Annotated in this window: 15 protein-coding genes; 14 read left to right on the forward strand and 1 reads right to left on the reverse strand. The window is 63.8% G+C overall.

Going from position 1 to position 15,472, the window contains the following annotated elements; translation table 11 throughout:
- The first annotated feature begins 487 nt into the window (after positions 1-487).
- The 3 genes from AQUI_RS0123685 (at position 488) to metG (ending at position 4,355) form a co-directional block, all read left to right on the forward strand.
- On the forward strand, positions 488-1,093 hold the full coding sequence (locus AQUI_RS0123685; protein WP_027259746.1) for a YceI family protein: 606 nt from the start codon (positions 488-490) through the stop codon (positions 1,091-1,093).
- A 108-nt stretch (positions 1,094-1,201) separates the two neighbouring features.
- On the forward strand, positions 1,202-2,425 hold the full coding sequence (locus tag AQUI_RS0123690) for an MFS transporter (RefSeq protein ID WP_027259747.1): 1,224 nt from the start codon (positions 1,202-1,204) through the stop codon (positions 2,423-2,425).
- A gap of 211 nt (positions 2,426-2,636) precedes the next feature.
- Complete coding sequence (gene metG, locus AQUI_RS0123695) at positions 2,637-4,355, forward strand: methionine--tRNA ligase (RefSeq protein WP_027259748.1); 1,719 nt, start codon at positions 2,637-2,639, stop codon at positions 4,353-4,355.
- Positions 4,356-4,483: 128 nt separating this feature from the next.
- Here the strand turns inward: metG and AQUI_RS0123700 are convergent, their stop codons facing one another.
- Positions 4,484-4,870, reverse strand: coding sequence for a VOC family protein (locus AQUI_RS0123700; protein ID WP_027259749.1), 387 nt, complete (start codon positions 4,868-4,870; stop codon positions 4,484-4,486).
- A gap of 478 nt (positions 4,871-5,348) precedes the next feature.
- Between AQUI_RS0123700 and hemP the strand changes: the two genes are divergently transcribed.
- The 11 genes from hemP to glpD all read left to right on the forward strand — a co-directional run bounded on the left by hemP (position 5,349) and on the right by glpD (position 15,443).
- Positions 5,349-5,519 carry a hemin uptake protein HemP gene (gene hemP, locus AQUI_RS30290; protein ID WP_024089159.1) on the forward strand — a complete coding sequence of 57 codons (171 nt, stop codon included), beginning with the start codon at positions 5,349-5,351 and terminating at the stop codon, positions 5,517-5,519.
- Positions 5,520-5,529: 10 nt separating this feature from the next.
- Positions 5,530-6,009 carry a hypothetical protein gene (locus AQUI_RS0123715; RefSeq protein WP_027259750.1) on the forward strand — a complete coding sequence of 160 codons (480 nt, stop codon included), beginning with the start codon at positions 5,530-5,532 and terminating at the stop codon, positions 6,007-6,009.
- A gap of 28 nt (positions 6,010-6,037) precedes the next feature.
- Positions 6,038-7,306, forward strand: a complete 1,269-nt coding sequence (locus AQUI_RS0123720) for an imelysin family protein (RefSeq protein WP_027259751.1) — start codon at positions 6,038-6,040, stop codon at positions 7,304-7,306.
- 92 nt (positions 7,307-7,398) lie between these two features.
- Positions 7,399-8,412, forward strand: coding sequence for a porin (locus AQUI_RS0123725; RefSeq protein ID WP_027259752.1), 1,014 nt, complete (start codon positions 7,399-7,401; stop codon positions 8,410-8,412).
- Between the two features lie 211 nt (positions 8,413-8,623).
- Positions 8,624-8,917, forward strand: a complete 294-nt coding sequence (locus tag AQUI_RS30295) for a (2Fe-2S)-binding protein (RefSeq protein WP_084294505.1) — start codon at positions 8,624-8,626, stop codon at positions 8,915-8,917.
- Positions 8,865-9,353 carry a bacterioferritin gene (bfr, locus tag AQUI_RS0123730; RefSeq protein WP_027259753.1) on the forward strand — a complete coding sequence of 163 codons (489 nt, stop codon included), beginning with the start codon at positions 8,865-8,867 and terminating at the stop codon, positions 9,351-9,353. The genes AQUI_RS30295 and bfr overlap by 53 nt, the downstream gene beginning before the upstream one ends.
- Positions 9,310-10,872: a di-heme oxidoreductase family protein gene (locus AQUI_RS0123735; protein WP_051371971.1), complete on the forward strand. Its 1,563-nt coding sequence runs from the start codon at positions 9,310-9,312 to the stop codon at positions 10,870-10,872. Before bfr ends, AQUI_RS0123735 begins: the two co-directional genes overlap by 44 nt.
- Entirely contained in the window at positions 10,872-11,867 is a 996-nt protein-coding gene (locus tag AQUI_RS0123740; protein ID WP_027259755.1) for an imelysin family protein, read from the forward strand. Before AQUI_RS0123735 ends, AQUI_RS0123740 begins: the two co-directional genes overlap by 1 nt.
- A gap of 1 nt (position 11,868) precedes the next feature.
- Entirely contained in the window at positions 11,869-12,948 is a 1,080-nt protein-coding gene (locus tag AQUI_RS0123745; RefSeq protein WP_027259756.1) for a DUF1513 domain-containing protein, read from the forward strand.
- Positions 12,949-13,087: 139 nt separating this feature from the next.
- The gene (locus tag AQUI_RS0123750) at positions 13,088-13,873 is read left to right on the forward strand and encodes a DeoR/GlpR family DNA-binding transcription regulator (protein WP_027259757.1); all 786 of its coding nucleotides are present in this window, start codon (positions 13,088-13,090) and stop codon (positions 13,871-13,873) included.
- On the forward strand, positions 13,866-15,443 hold the full coding sequence (glpD, locus tag AQUI_RS0123755) for a glycerol-3-phosphate dehydrogenase (protein ID WP_027259758.1): 1,578 nt from the start codon (positions 13,866-13,868) through the stop codon (positions 15,441-15,443). The genes AQUI_RS0123750 and glpD overlap by 8 nt, the downstream gene beginning before the upstream one ends.
- Positions 15,444-15,472: the final 29 nt, after the last annotated feature.

Genomic DNA, 15,472 nt, shown 5'->3' on the forward strand with positions numbered 1-15,472 from the left:
GCACCTGGCGCCTGCCCATACCCCTTTCTCTCATGATCTCTTACCCCATGACCTGCCTGCACACAGCCCCGGGTGGCCCGCCCAGCCGGGGATGGCGCAGCAAAAAACCGGAAGTGCAAGACCATGCAGCGCCTGCGCGCCCGCACCCTGCCGCCTTGCAGCTGGCAGATCGCCCAGGCCTCTGGCAGCAGCCTGCTCCGGCCTGCTTCGTGCCATCCTGCCACCCGCACCGCAGCCCCGCACGCCCAAGCCGTGTCCCGGCACTAAGACGATGCCCTCCCGCGCCAGCACCGCCTTAGCGGCCTTGGGCCCGGCACCGGGCAGAGCCCGGTGCCGGGCCCAACAGGCTGAAGCTTTTGCCAGAAAGCTGAAGCCTGGCGGGAGCACACCGGCGCTTCACAGGCGCACCCGCGAAAGTGAACAGCCTGCAGCGGAAAACCCGGATAAGCTCAGAGCGCAGCATGGATAGCAGAGAAGAAAACCCCGCATGAGCCCCCCCTGGATGCACCGGCGGACCCTGATCACCTGCCTGGCCGCAGGCCTGCTGGCCCCATACAGGCTGCAGGCTGCGGCACTGCCTTACCGGTTGATGCCAGATGCCACCGAGGTGCGATTCACCTTCCGGCTCAGCGGCCAGCCGCAGCATGGAAGGATCCCGGTGCGAACCGCCCGCATCCGGATTGATCCGCAGAACCTGGCCCGCAGCCAGGCCGATATCACCCTCGACGCCAGCCGCGCCCGGACCGGGCTGATCTTTGCCACCGAAGCACTGAAAAGCCCCGGCGTGCTCAACACCGCACGTTTCCCGGAGATCCGCTTCCGCTCGACCCGCGTCCGCCTCGGGCCTGACGGGCGGCTCTCCGGCGGCGCGCAGATCTGCGGCGAACTGACCCTGCGCGGAACCACCCGGCCGCTGGCCTTGCAATCCGCGCTCTACCGCCGGCCCGGTACCGCTGCGGATGACTTGCGCGAACTGGACGTGCATCTCAGCGGCAGCCTCAGCCGCAAGGCCTTCGGCGCCGTCGGCTATCCGGATCTGGTTGCCGACCAGGTGACCCTCGCCATCAAGGCCCGCATCCGCCTGGCGGGCTGAGCCTTGGGCCGCGCCCGGTGCCGAAAAACACCGCCCCGCAAGAATACGACACGGCAATGGCGGAAACCGGCTGGCAATGCCGCCGCAGCCTGTCATGGTCGGGCCGTTATGCGCCTGATCATCTCCTTTGCCGCCCTGTTCCTTTCCGTCATCCTGCTGCAGCTGTCGACCGGAGGCGTCGGCCCGCTCGATGCCATCTCAGGCCTGACGCTGAATTTCACCAAAGAGCAGATCGGCCTCCTCGGCTCGGCCCATTTCTTCGGCTTCTTCATCGGCTGCTGGTGGGCGCCACGGCTGATGGGCAATGTCGGCCATTCCCGCGCCTTTGCGGTCTGCACAGCACTTGGGGCGATGGGGCTGCTGGGCCACACGCTCACCGAAAACCCCTATGCCTGGGCGGCAATGCGGATTGCTTCCGGCCTCTGCGTGGCCGGCGCCTATACGGTGATCGAGGCCTGGCTCAACGCCAAGGTCACCAATGAAAACCGCGGCCGCGCCATGGGCACCTACCGGATAGCAGACATGAGCGCCTCGCTGGCGGCGCAGCTGATCATCGCGGTGCTGCCGCCTGCGGTCTATATCTCCTACAACCTTCTGGCGGTGGTTTGCTGCGCGGCGCTGCTGCCCCTGACCCTGACCAAAGCCAGCCAGCCGGAAACCCCCGATGCGCCGCGGCTGCGCCCCAAACTGGCCTGGCGCTGTTCGCCGCTGGCGGTGGCGGGGGTGATCGTGGCCGCGCTCAGCTCTGCCTCGTTCCGGATGGTCGGCCCGGTCTATGGCCAGGAAGTCGGGCTGGAGATCGGCCAGATCGCCTTTTTCCTCGCCTCCTTCGTGCTGGGCGGCGCGCTGGCGCAATACCCGATGGGCTGGCTGGCCGACAAATACGACCGCCGATGGGTGCTGATCTGGCTTTCCGTGGCTGCCATCTTCAGCTGCGCTGTCACCATGGCTGCCAGCGGCACCGGCACCCTGGGGGTGATGCTGGCGGCGGGGTTCTTCGGGTTCACTACCTTCCCGATCTTTTCGGTCTCCGCCGCGCACGCCAACGACTTTGCGACATCGGAAGAGCGGGTGGAGCTGGCCGCAGCGCTGATGTTCTTCTTTGCTTTGGGCGCCATCGCCAGCCCCTATGTCTCCTCAGCGTTGATCAGCTTTTACGGACCCCCTGCCCTGTTTGCCTATGTGGCCTGCGGCCATGTGCTGCTGATCGCCTTCGGACTCAGCCGGATGAAAGTGCGCCCGACCCCCGAAGAACGCACCAATTATGTCTATGCGCCGCGCACCTCCTTCACCATCGGCCGCCTTTTGAAACGCTCCCGCAAGCGCCGGTAAAGAGGTCAGAACCTTTTAAGGATATGTTTACAAACAGCATTCCTTCCCGAAAATCTCAACGCCGGGGGCAGTGGGCAAATTGCCGCCCTGCGCAGGGCGAGCAATTTGCCTGTCTCTCCGCCAGCTGTGTCCCGCCCGGCGCACACCAGGGGTTTCCGCCGCCTGCGCCATGCGGTAGACGGACCTTTGACGCATTACCTGGATGGATAGCATGGCACGCATTCTGATCACTTCGGCGATTCCCTACATCAACGGGATCAAGCATCTGGGCAACCTGGTGGGCTCGCAGCTGCCGGCCGACCTGTACGCCCGGTTCCAGCGCGGACGCGGCAACGAGGTGATGTTCCTCTGCGCCACTGACGAGCATGGCACGCCCGCCGAACTGGCCGCTGCCAAGGCGGACAAACCGGTTGCGGAATACTGCGCCGAAATGCACGCCGTCCAGTCGGAGATTGCCAAGGGCTTTGCGCTGTCGTTCGACCATTTCGGCCGTTCTTCCAGCCCGCAGAACCACGCCCTGACCCAGCATTTCGCAGGCAAGTTGGCCGAGGCCGGACTGATCCGCGAAGTGACCGAAAAGCAGGTCTATTCCAACGCTGACGGCCGCTTCCTTCCCGACCGCTATATCGAGGGCACCTGCCCCAACTGCGGCTATGAGCGCGCCCGCGGCGACCAGTGCGAGGAATGCACCAAGCAGCTGGACCCCACCGACCTGATCAACCCGCGTTCCGCCGTGTCCGGCTCCACCGATCTGGAAGTGCGCGAGACCAAGCACCTGTATCTGTGCCAGTCGCAGCTGAAGGACCAACTGGACGCCTGGATCGACAGCAAACACGACTGGCCCATCCTGACCACCTCGATCGCCAAGAAGTGGCTGCATGACGGCGACGGGTTGCAGGACCGCGGCATCACCCGCGATCTGGACTGGGGCGTGCCAGTCAAGAAGGGCGGCGAAGACTGGCCCGGCATGGAGGGCAAGGTCTTCTACGTCTGGTTCGACGCACCGATCGAATACATCGCCGCCGCTGGCGAATGGGCCGAAGCCAATGGCAAATCCGACGCCGACTGGCAGCGCTGGTGGCGCACCGACAAGGGCGCCGAGGACGTCAAATACGTCCAGTTCATGGGCAAGGACAACGTCCCCTTCCACACGCTGTCGTTCCCGGCCACCATCCTCGGCTCCGGCGAGCCGTGGAAGATGGTCGACCACCTGAAGTCGTTCAACTACCTGAACTATGACGGCGGCCAGTTCTCGACCAGCCAGGGGCGCGGCGTGTTCATGGACCAGGCGCTGGAGATCCTGCCTGCGGACTACTGGCGCTGGTGGCTGCTGAGCCATGCACCGGAAAGCAGCGATTCCGAGTTCACCTGGGAGAACTTCCAGCAGTCGGTGAACAAGGATCTGGCGGACGTGCTGGGCAACTTCGTTTCACGTATCACCAAATTCTGCCGTTCCAAGTTCGGCGAGGAAGTTCCGGCAGCTGGCGAATACGGCGAACAGGAACAGGCACTGATCAACGAGCTGACCACCCGCATCCGCGCCTATGAGCGCCATATGGAGGCGATGGAGGTCCGCAAATCGGCGCAGGAGCTGCGGGCGATCTGGGTCGCGGGCAACGAATATCTGCAGTCCGCGGCACCCTGGTCGGTGTTCAAGCAAGACCCTGACCGCGCCGCCGCACAGGTGCGTCTGGGCCTGAACCTGATCCGCCTTTACGCGGTGCTTTCGGCCCCCTTCATCCCGCAGGCTTCGGACACGCTGATGGCCGCTATGAACTCGGACGACCGCAACTGGCCCGAAGATGCGGCAGCAGCCCTGGCCGCCCTGCCCGCGGGCCACAGCTTCACCGTGCCCGAAGTGCTTTTTGCCAAGATCACCGACGAGCAGCGCGAGGATTGGCAGGCGCGCTTCTCCGGCACCCGCAGCTGAGCCCCCAGACCGCATGAACCGCCCCGGCGAGGCGGCCTGAGATTGCGCGAACCCCGTCAGTATGGCGGGGTTTTGCTTTGCCCGGCTTGTCTTGTCTCCCTGTTTCAGCAGACAGCGGAACAGGCAGGCTATGCTGCAGGTGTGTGGCAGACCGCTTCGATGTTGTGCCCGTCAGGATCCAGGACAAACGCGCCATAGTAGCCCGGATGATAATGCGGTCTGAGGCCCGGCGCCCCATTGTTTGTTCCGCCCGCCAAAAGGGCGGCGGCATGGAATGCATCCACACTGGCACGGTCACGGGCCGTCAGGGCGATATGCAGCTTACCGGTTGTTGCGTCTTCTTCAGCGAGCCAGAACCACGGGCGGGTGTCGCCGTACCCGGCAACCTTGACGCCATCCGTGTGCTCGAGCGGAACAGTGAACAGCCGCGCAACCCCCAGGGGCGCAAAGGCGCTGTCGTAAAATGCAGCTGAACGGTCAAAACCGGTTACGCCGAAAGTCACGTGATCAATCACTGTCCCCTCCCTGATAGCGGAACAAGACCGACCTTATGCCGACCCGCGTCTTTTGCAAAGCAGCGGCTGGCCGGTGAGGAACCAATAGGATCAGCCACAGCGCCTCCTGCTGAGTGGCTGACTTTGCCTATGCGAAAGCCCTCCTTGGCACGCTGTTTTCAAAGGCATCTCCTTGCGCGCAAGGGGTTTTTATTTCTTAGTAAAAAACTCAGATTGACATACCTGAGTGAATAATTCAGGTATACAGCATTCCAGCCAGCCTGACTCGGATCAGGCGAGCCCGAGCGACGTGTAATCAACCGAGATCGCCCCCCATGCCGACCAGAGACAGCCGCCACCGCGGCCCGCAGACAAATGAGCTGGAGCCCGAAGACATGCGCCAATTGTGGCCGCAGGTCTTTGCGCCGTCCGGCGCTCTGTCCGGTTTTTGTCTGGAATGGCTTCTGGACAGGGCGGAATTCAGCAATGGGCGGAAGATATGAACCAGATTGCCTCCAAGCCGGTGCCGACCACCGCAACCACCGAAGTGTTTCCCACCTACCACGCCGAGGATCTGACCCGCGGCGGCGCGCAGGCCCGTATTCTGCTGAACGGGCAGATCTATTCGCTGCGCATCACCCGCGCAGGCAAGCTGATCCTGACCAAGTGAGCACACCGGCATGAGCACTGTGCAATCCTCTCCCCGCGGCGGCGTGACCGTCGGCACCCTGTCCGACCTGCCGCCGCTGGAAGCCGGCGCGGTGATCTATCTGCGCCACTGGTTTTCCGGCGCCGAGACCCGCGGCCAGATGCGCCGCGATTTCGAGATGAACTTCGGCCCGGAAATGGCCACGGCCGCGTTTGAGGCCTTTGGCTATCTTTGCAATTTCTGCGCCACCCATGGCCGCCGCCCGCTGGTGCGCCACGGCATGACCTGCAAATGCCTTGGCGCGGATGAGAACTGCTTTGCCAACCTCCTTGCCTGTGCTGCCGAGGGCCAGAAGGACGATGCGCATATCCTTGCCTCGCTGATCGTCACCCCGCGCAAAGCCTCTGAACTGACGCAGCTGGCATCTGACTGCGGCCTGCTGATGCAGCAGATCATGAGGCCGCGCCCACTGCTGCGACCGGCCCGCCCCGCCACTGTCACTCTCCACTGAATTCAACATTGAACTAAGGAATTAGCTGATGAAATCCCTGTTTCTCACGGGCACTGCCCTTGCCGGTCTCGCCTTTGGCGCCACCACAGCCTTTGCCGCCGACAAGGCTGCGGTGCTGACCAACTATGCCAATATCGCCGAGGCCAAGTACCAGGACAGCCTGGCCACAGCCCAGGTACTGAAGGCCGCTATTGACGCGCTGGTCGCGCATCCCTCAGCCGAAAACCTGGAAGCCGCCCGCACCGCCTGGATTGCCGCCCGCGTGCCTTATCAGCAGTCCGAGGTTTTCCGTTTCGGCAACGCCATCGTCGACGACTGGGAAGGCAAGGTGAACGCCTGGCCGCTGGACGAAGGCCTGATCGATTATGTTGACGCCTCATACGGCGGCCCGACCGATGAAAACACCCTGGCGTCGCTGAACATCATTGCCAACCCCAGCTTTGAACTGTCCGGCAAAGCCATCGACGCCGCCAAGATCACCCCGGACCTGCTGGAAGGCGCCCTGCACGAGGCTGACGGGGTCGAGGCGAACGTCGCCACCGGCTACCACGCCATTGAATTCCTGCTGTGGGGCCAGGACCTGAAGGGCACCGAACATGGCGCCGGCGACCGCCCCTGGACCGACTATGCGGCAGGCGACGCCTGCACCGGCGGCAACTGCGACCGCCGCGGCGAATACCTGCAGGCGGCAACCGAGCTGCTGATCAATGACCTGGAATGGATCGCCGCACAGTGGGCCGCCGAAGGCAACGCCCGCACCACCCTGCTGGCAGATGAAAACGCCGGCATCACCGCGATGCTGACCGGCATGGGGTCGCTGTCATATGGCGAGCAGGCCGGCGAACGTATGCGCCTGGGCCTGATGCTGAACGACCCGGAGGAAGAGCATGACTGCTTCTCCGACAACACCCACAACAGCCACTATTATGATGGTTTGGGCGTGCAGAATGTCTATCTCGGCGAATACGTCCGGGTGAACGGCGAACTGGTCTCGGGTGCGTCGCTGTCCGATCTGGTCGCCGCCAAGGACGCCGGTCTGGACACTGAGATGCGCGGCAAGCTGTCGACCACCATGCAGGCGCTTGGCCGTATCAAGACCGCAGCCGAGGCAGGCCTGTCCTATGACCAGATGCTGGCGCAGGGCAACAAAGCCGGCGAAGCACTGGTGATGGGTGGTGTGAACGGGCTGATCGATCAGACCCGCTCGATCGAGCGCGTTGTCATAACCCTGGATCTGGGCGGCGTTGCCATCGAAGGCTCCGACAGCCTTGACAATCCCTCTGCAGTCTTCGAATAGGGTGCGGTACGTAATAACATAACAGAATCAAAATTGGAGGAGCCCGGCCGGCACCAGCAGCCAGGCTCCTCACCAGAAAGAAGAATTCCCCAATGAAAATCAAAGCTTCCGCGGCGCTGGCCCTCAGCGCCCCTGTCTTCCTGTGCGCAAACGCAGCCCTGGCCCAGGGCTTCAGCTGGGAAGGTGAAATCGAGCTTGCCAATGAAAGCGTTGTCTCCTCCGATGACGCCACTGCCGAGATCCGCGACACCTTTGCCGTGATCACGGCCTCCGGCGCCTACAGTTTTGGCAACGGCGTGGAGCTGTTTGCCACTGTCACCGCCGAGTCGCTGACCGACGCCGCCGATGACCGCACCTTTGACGATATGGGCGTCTATATCGAAGAGCTGGGCGTCTCCTTCGGCATCGGCGCAGCCACCACCGTCTCGGCGGGTAAGCTCGCGCCCGTCTTCGGCACCGCCTGGGATGATGCGGCCGGCTATTTCGGCAGCTCCATCGCAGAGGATTACGAACTGGTCGAGCAGATCGGCATCCTGGCCGATGTCGAGCTGAACGGCGCGGGCACCTTGTCCTTTGGCGTGTTCTATGCGGATGATTCCGGCCTCAGCCGCTCCGTCGGGTACCGGCGCGGCCGCACCACCACCGCAGACGGCGGCGCAGGCAACACCGGCGAGCTGGACAACTTTGCCATTCAGTGGACGCAAGAGGCGGGCAGCACCCGTTACCACATCGGCGCCCGCCACCTGAGCGTCGGCGCCGACGACACGGATGATGAGCAGGGCTTTGTCGCAGGCCTTGCGCATTCCTTTGATGGCGGTTTCGACCTCTACGGCGAGGTGGCCTCCTTCTCGAACGCCGGCGGCTCGGCGGATGATGCGCTGTATGCCACCCTGACCGGCGCCTATACCATCGGCAACGTGACCCTGTCCGGCGGTCTGGTGCACCGGGATCTGGACAGCGCGGGCAAGACCGACCTGATCACCATCGGCGCGGATTACGAGTTCGAAAGCGGCGCCACCCTCGGCGGCGGCCTGGCCCGCGTGGATGAGGCCGGCACCAAAAGCACCATCTTCGGCGTGAACCTGATCATCCCGCTGGGTGAGTAAGACTTCCCTCGGTGACGTTTGGCATCCCCTGAACAGAACCTGACTTGGGGCCGCGTATTGCGGCCCCTTTTTTTACCCGTCCGGGTCCCGCCCGCGACGTATATCTAAGCATTTTACTCTGGATATCCCTTGAAACCCCAGTAATTCTGTCGGATATATTTCCCAACGGAATCACTTGGCCTTTGCGCCACCGGGCAAGGACGCGAGCAGCATGATCGTTTGCCACTGCACACAGATCTCGGACCACGACATCCGCGCAGCCATCGACTGGATGCGAAATGCCGATCCCGAAACGATAATCACCCCTGGCAAGATTTATCACGCCTTGGGGAAAGCCGCTGATTGCGGCGGATGCATGCCGCTTTTCCTCGACACCATGCGCGCGAATGCTAATCTGGAAGTCCCTGCGCAGCTTCAGAATTTAGGCGCAGGCCGAATTCAGGAGAGTGAATATGCAGGGCGACGCCAAGGTAATCGACTATCTCAACAAGGCGCTGCGACATGAGCTGACAGCGGTCAGCCAGTACTGGCTGCACTACCGGCTGCAGGACGATTGGGGCCTGGGCAGCATGGCCAAAAAAAGCCGCGAAGAATCCATCGAAGAGATGGAGCACGCGGACAAATTGATTGAAAGGATTCTGTTCCTCGGCGGCCACCCGAACCTGCAGAAGCTTGACCCGCTGCGGATCGGCCAGACCCCGAAAGAAACCCTCGAATGCGACCTTGCCGCCGAAGTGGACGCCCGCGCGCTCTACAAGGAAGCCCGCGATGCCTGCAACAAAGCGGGTGACTACGTCACGCAAAAGCTGTTTGAAGACTTGATGGCGGATGAGGAAGGCCACATTGATTTCCTCGAAACGCAGCTTGAACTGCACGACCGGATCGGCGCCGAAAACTATGCCCAGCTCAACGCCACCAAGATGGCAGAGATCGAAGACTAAACTGTTTCTGGCTGCTGCTCTTGCGGCGGCCGGCCCCGTTGCGGCGCTGGACCTGGCCAGCCAATACCAGGCAGAGCCGCACCTCACCCCCCTCCCCCGCACCGATGCCGAACGCGCCCGGATTAACGCCGTGGCAGCGCCTGCAACCGATTTCTCTGCACCCGAACAATTCGAGGATCTGCCCGCTGGTGCCGCAACCGTGCGCGCCCGGGCGGATGACGAGGCGTTCTCCCAGCACTCTGCCAACCTCAGTTTCGAGCAGGAGCTGGAATTCAAACTCGGCAACGGTCTGTTCAAGAAGATCTGGGTGTTCTCGCCTTCCTCCACCAAGGCGTCAGACGGGCTTGGTCCGCTGTATAACGCCCGCTCCTGCCAGCGCTGCCACCTGAAGGACGGCCGCGGCCATGTGCCGGAGCAGCCGGATTACGCCTCCACTACCATGTTCCTGCGGGTTTCCACCCCCGGCCCGGTGCCGCCCGAGCTGCAGGAGATCACGGATTACATCGGCACCGCGCCCGATCCGAACTATGGCAGTCAGCTGCAGGACTTTTCGGCGCCCGGCATCATCCCGGAATACAAGCTGCAGGTGGACTACGAGGAGTTCGAAGTCGCCCTGAACGGCAATGAGACCGCCACTCTGCGCCGCCCTAGCTACACCGCGGCAAACCTCGCCTATGGTCCGCTGGCCGAGGGCGCCATGCTGTCGCCCCGCGTCGCGCCCCTGATGATCGGCCTTGGCCTGCTGGAGGCGATCCCTGCCTCCGACATCCTGGCCCATGCGGATGAGGCGGACGCCGATGGCGACGGCATCTCGGGCCGCGCTAATCTGGTCTGGTCGCCTGAATTCAACCGGATCATGCTGGGCCGCTTCGGCCTCAAGGCCGGCGCCCCCACCGTGCATCAGCAGTCCGCAGGCGCGTTTTCCGGTGACATCGGCATCTCTACCCCGCTGTTCCCGGCCCATGCGGGCGAATGCACCGATCTGCAAGCCGCATGCCAATCCGCCCCGCATGGCGGTGCTGATTTCCGTGAAACCGAGATCGACCAGCCCAATATGGATCTGGTCACCTTCTACAGCCGCAACCTTGGCGTGCCTGCCCGCCGGGGCGCGGACGCCCCCCAGGTGCTGGACGGCAAGCGGGTATTCTATGACACCGGCTGCGCCTCCTGCCATGTGCCGAAATACGTGACCCACCGGCTGGCCGACCGTGCTGAGCAAAGCTTTCAGTTGATCTGGCCCTACAGCGACATGCTGCTGCACGACATGGGCGAAGGCCTGGCCGACAACCGCCCCGAAGCCCGCGCCACAGGCAGCGAATGGCGCACGCCGCCGCTGTGGGGGATTGGCCTGACGCAGCAGGTCTCACCCCGCGCCACCTTCCTGCACGACGGCCGCGCCCGCACCCTGCTGGAGGCGATCCTGTGGCACGGCGGCGAGGCAGAGGCCGCCAAATCCCGCGTGGTGGATCTGCCGCCAGAGGACCGCGCCACTCTGATCATCTTCCTGGAGAGCCTCTGATGCGTGCCCTTGCCCTGACTCTTACCCTGGCCGCAGCTCCTGCCGCGGCGTCGGAACTGTCCAGCACGATCACCGGTCAACTGATCCTCCCGGCTTTCCAAGAGCTGGCAGCAGACAGCAAGGCATTGAACAAGGCGGCGGCGAAGGATTGCCATCCGCAATCAGAAACCCTGCGCGCGGCTTATGGCGATGCTTTCGAAGCCTGGGTCGCCGCCAGCTCCTACCGTTTCGGGCCGACGGAAACTGACAGCCGCGCCTTTGCGCTGGCTTTCTGGCCCGACAGCCGCAGTAAAACGCCCAAGGCGCTGGCCAATCTGATCCGCAGCGAAGACCCAGGCATCGCTGACCCAGCGAAGTTCTCCAGCTACTCAATCGCCGCCCGCGGTTTTTATGCGCTGGAGTACCTGCTCTTTGACCCTCAGCTCTCCACCGAAGGCAGCGACAAATACCGCTGCGCCCTGACCCGCGCCATCAGCACCGACATCGCGTCCACAACCCAATACATCAAAATGGACTGGGAACAGAACTACGCCGCCGAAATGCGCAGCCCAGCCAATCGCTACCAAAGCGACGCGGAGATCATCCAGGAACTGCTCAAGGCCCTCACCACCGGGCTGCAAGTGCTGGACGACATGCGCCTGGGCCGCCCGCTTGGCACCTTTGACCGCCCCCGCCCCAACCGCGCCGAAGCCCGCCGTTCGGGGCGCAGCCTGCACCATGTACTGGTGTCGCTGAACGCTTTGGAACCATTGGCCTTGGCGCTGGCAGACAACCACACGGACCTGCAGGCCAAGATCACTGCCGGTTTTGCCAAGGCCCGCGAGAAGGCAGAGTCTCTGAACGACCCGGTCTTTGCAGGCGTGGCGGATCCCGCCAGCCGGTTCCGCATCGAATCCCTGCAGCAGGAGATCAAGGACCTGCGCAGGCTGGTGACCGGGGAACTGGGCCCGACCCTGGGAGTCGAGGCAGGTTTCAACGCTCTGGACGGCGATTGATATGGCCTCCCGCCGCGGCTTTTTGGCCGGCCTTCTGGCCGCAGGCCTCGCCCCGCAGGCCAGTTGGGCCAGCGCCGGCAGCCCCGCTTTCCTGTCTGCCGGCAAGGACGCCGGCGGCGCCTTCCTGCTTGCGGGCCTCACAGAAGACGGCGAGGTTCTGTTCCGCCACCCGCTGCCCGCCCGCGGCCACGCGGCGGCAGCCCACCCGTCCCGTCCCGAAGCGGTTGCCTTTGCCCGCCGGCCCGGTCGCTTTGCCGATGTGATCGACTGCCGCAGCGGCGCGGCCATCGCCCGGCTGGAGCCACCCGCTGGCCAACATTTCTATGGCCACGGCGCCTTTTCTCCCGATGGCAGCCGCCTGTTCACCACCGAAAACGATTATGAAAACGCCCGCGGTGTGATCGGCGTCTGGGACGCATCCGGCGGCTATAAACGCATTGCCGCCTTTGCCTCCGGCGGCATTGGTCCGCACGATATGCTTCTGCGCCGGGACGCGCCGGGGCTGGTGGTGGCCAATGGCGGCATTGAAACACATCCGGACAGCGGCCGCACCAAGCTGAACCTTCCGGACATGCGCCCGAACCTCAGCTACCTGAACTTGGACGGAACTCTGGAAGAACAGATGGAACTGCCGAAGGAGCTGCATCTGAACTCGATCCGCCATCTGGCCATGCGCCCAGACGGCACCGTCGGCTTTGCCATGCAATGGCAGGGCGATCTGGGCGAACAGGTCCCCACCGCCGGCCTGCACCAGCCCGGCAGCCCTGCGCGTCTGCTGGCCGAAGATGACCCCCGGGTTCTGAACATGAACGGCTACGGCGGCTCCATCGCCTTTTCCGCTGATGGCAGCCAGATCGGCGTCACCTCCCCGCGCGGCGGGGTGCTGCAGGTGCTGGACACTGTCGGCGGAGCGTTGCTGAAAGAGCACAGGATGCACGACGTCTGCGGCCTTGCCGCCGCCCCCCGAGGCTTCACAGCCAGCACCGGAACCGGCCGGTTCTTCGCGATTTCGGACACCGGCCAGCACCGGCTGCACCGCGCAGACCTCGCTTGGGACAACCACCTGATCCCGCTCAGCTGAGCCAGCCGGAACAGGGCTCAGTCAAGGCGCGCCGTTCGCGGTGCGCCTTTTCGTTTTTGCAGTTCACGAAATCAAAACGAAAACACCGGGTGACTTTTCTCACGTCTTCCACTAAAGAATCGCAGCAAAAGGAAAGCAAATGGATGCCACAGGCCGTCAGAACGAAATCATCACCCTGCTGAACCAGCGGGACCGGGTAGACGTCGACGACCTGTCCCAGCGCTTTGGCGTGTCCTTGCAAACGGTGCGGGCCGACCTGCGCGACCTGTCTGCGCGCGGCGCCTTGTCACGTGTGCATGGCGGTGCCGTCCGGGTCAGCTCCGCCGCCAGCCAGGGCTACGAGGACCGGCGCAAGCTGAACGCCGGCAACAAGCTGGCCATGGCCGCCCTCGCCGCCGAGCTGATCCCTGACAATTGCTCGCTCACGCTCAACATCGGCACCTCCACAGAACAAGTGGCACGGGCACTGTCGGGCCACAGCGGACTGACGGTGATTTCCAATAACATAAACATTATCAACCTGATGATGGGCGGCCAGGCCAAGGAGTTGATCCTGGCCGGCGGCACCGTGCGGCAAAGCGACGGCGCCATCGTCGGCGAGGACGCGGTGGAGTTCCTGTCCCGCTACAAGGTGGATTTCGCCGTCATCGGCGCCTCGGCGCTGGATGCGGACGGTTCGGTGATGGACCACGACGCCCGCGAGGTGTCCGTCGCCCGCGCGATTCTGAAAAACGCCCGCCAGCGTGTTCTGGTCTGCGACGGCAGCAAGTTCACCCGCTCTGCCCCGGTGCGGATCTGCGACGTGGCAGAGCTGGACGTATTGATCACCGACCGCCCCGTCCCCCCTGAATTTGCCGAGGCGGCGCAGACCGCTGGCACCCGGATCCTGACCGCAGGACAAAACGAAAGCAGCGAAAATGACTGACACGCCCGTAACGGACCTTTTCATCATCGGCGGCGGCATCAACGGCTGCGGCATCGCCCGCGACGCCGCCGGCCGCGGCCTTTCCGTCACCCTGGCCGAGATGAACGACCTCGCCTCCGCCACATCCTCCGCCTCGACCAAGCTGTTTCACGGCGGTTTGCGCTACCTGGAATACTTCGAATTCCGCCTGGTCCGTGAGGCGCTGATCGAGCGTGAAGTGCTGCTGAAAGCGATGCCGCATATCTCCTGGCCGATGCGGTTTGTGCTGCCGTTCCACAAGGAGATGCGGTTTGACAGCGAAACGCCGACGTCGAAACTGCTGACCACTTTCATGCCCTGGATGAAGGGCCGCCGCCCGGCTTGGCTGATCCGGCTGGGGCTGTTCCTGTATGACAGCCTTGGCAAACGCGGCATCCTGCCCGGCACGGCCAAGCTGGATCTGTCGCACGACCCCGCTGGCAGGCCGCTGAAGGCCAAGTTCAAAACCGCTTTTGAATACTCCGACTGCTGGATCGAAGACGCCCGGCTGGTGGTGCTGAACGCCCGCGACGCACAGTTCCGCGGCGCAGAAATCCTGACCCGGACCGAAGTGATTTCAGCCGAGCGCCACGCCGGTCACTGGGTGATCCGCACCAAGAACCACGCCACCGGCGCCGAACAGGAGCACCGCGCCAAGATGCTGGTCAATGCCGGCGGCCCGTGGGTTGCCGACGTGCTGCACCAGAAGCTGGGCCAGAACAGCCGCGAGAACGTGCGCCTGGTGCGCGGCAGCCATATCGTGGTGCCCAAGCTGTTTGATCATGGCCGCTGCTACTTTTTCCAAGGCACCGACGGGCGGATCATCTTTGCCATCCCCTATGAGCAGGATTTCACCCTGATCGGCACCACCGACGCCGACCATGCGGACCCGGACATTAAACCGCAGTGCACCGAGTCGGAGCAGGACTATCTGGTTAATTTCGCATCTCAATACTTCGATCAACCGCTGAGCCGCGAGGACATTGCCTGGACCTATTCCGGCGTCCGCCCGCTTTATGACGACGGCGCCAGTTCTGCCACCGCCGCCACCCGCGAGTATGTTTTGACACTGGACCAGGCGCAGGCGCCGCTGCTGAATGTCTTTGGCGGCAAGATCACCACTTACCGCAAGCTGGCTGAAGCCGCGCTGTCAAAGATCGGCGAAGTCTTCCCGCAGTTGCCCGCCGACTGGACCGCAGACGTAGCCTTGCCCGGCGGCGATTTTCCGGTGGAGGATGTGAAAAAACTGCAAGACAAACTAGCCGCGGATTACCCGTTCCTCACGCCCTATTGGGCGGGCCGGATGATCCGCGCCTATGGCACCGAGGCCTGGGAGGTGCTGGGGGACGCCATGACCGCCGGTGATCTGGGCCAGGACTTCGGCGCCACCATCACCGCGCGGGAGCTCGACTGGGCGATTGCCCGCGAGTGGGTGCGCGCAGGCGACGATTACCTGTGGCGGCGCACCAAGCTGGGGCTGCGATTGGATGAGGCCCAGCGCGCAGCGGTGGATGCCTATATCCAAGGCAAAGCGGCACAGCTCGCGGCATAACGCTTAGGGCTGCGCCCGAGCCTGGATGG

Source organism: Leisingera aquimarina DSM 24565 (genome assembly GCF_000473165.1).
Taxonomy (GTDB): Bacteria; Pseudomonadota; Alphaproteobacteria; order Rhodobacterales; family Rhodobacteraceae; genus Leisingera; species Leisingera aquimarina.

Bases quoted from the DNA above. Each gene is read 5' to 3' on its own strand.
- AQUI_RS0123685 (WP_027259746.1), top strand. From the start codon at position 488: ATGAGCCCCCCCTGGATGCACCGGCGGACCCTGATCACCTGCCTGGCC.
- AQUI_RS0123690 (WP_027259747.1), top strand. From the start codon at position 1,202: ATGCGCCTGATCATCTCCTTTGCCGCCCTGTTCCTTTCCGTCATCCTG.
- metG (WP_027259748.1), top strand. From the start codon at position 2,637: ATGGCACGCATTCTGATCACTTCGGCGATTCCCTACATCAACGGGATC.
- hemP (WP_024089159.1), top strand. From the start codon at position 5,349: ATGAACCAGATTGCCTCCAAGCCGGTGCCGACCACCGCAACCACCGAA.
- AQUI_RS0123715 (WP_027259750.1), top strand. From the start codon at position 5,530: ATGAGCACTGTGCAATCCTCTCCCCGCGGCGGCGTGACCGTCGGCACC.
- AQUI_RS0123720 (WP_027259751.1), top strand. From the start codon at position 6,038: ATGAAATCCCTGTTTCTCACGGGCACTGCCCTTGCCGGTCTCGCCTTT.
- AQUI_RS0123725 (WP_027259752.1), top strand. From the start codon at position 7,399: ATGAAAATCAAAGCTTCCGCGGCGCTGGCCCTCAGCGCCCCTGTCTTC.
- AQUI_RS30295 (WP_084294505.1), top strand. From the start codon at position 8,624: ATGATCGTTTGCCACTGCACACAGATCTCGGACCACGACATCCGCGCA.
- bfr (WP_027259753.1), top strand. From the start codon at position 8,865: ATGCAGGGCGACGCCAAGGTAATCGACTATCTCAACAAGGCGCTGCGA.
- AQUI_RS0123735 (WP_051371971.1), top strand. From the start codon at position 9,310: ATGCCCAGCTCAACGCCACCAAGATGGCAGAGATCGAAGACTAAACTG.
- AQUI_RS0123740 (WP_027259755.1), top strand. From the start codon at position 10,872: ATGCGTGCCCTTGCCCTGACTCTTACCCTGGCCGCAGCTCCTGCCGCG.
- AQUI_RS0123745 (WP_027259756.1), top strand. From the start codon at position 11,869: ATGGCCTCCCGCCGCGGCTTTTTGGCCGGCCTTCTGGCCGCAGGCCTC.
- AQUI_RS0123750 (WP_027259757.1), top strand. From the start codon at position 13,088: ATGGATGCCACAGGCCGTCAGAACGAAATCATCACCCTGCTGAACCAG.
- glpD (WP_027259758.1), top strand. From the start codon at position 13,866: ATGACTGACACGCCCGTAACGGACCTTTTCATCATCGGCGGCGGCATC.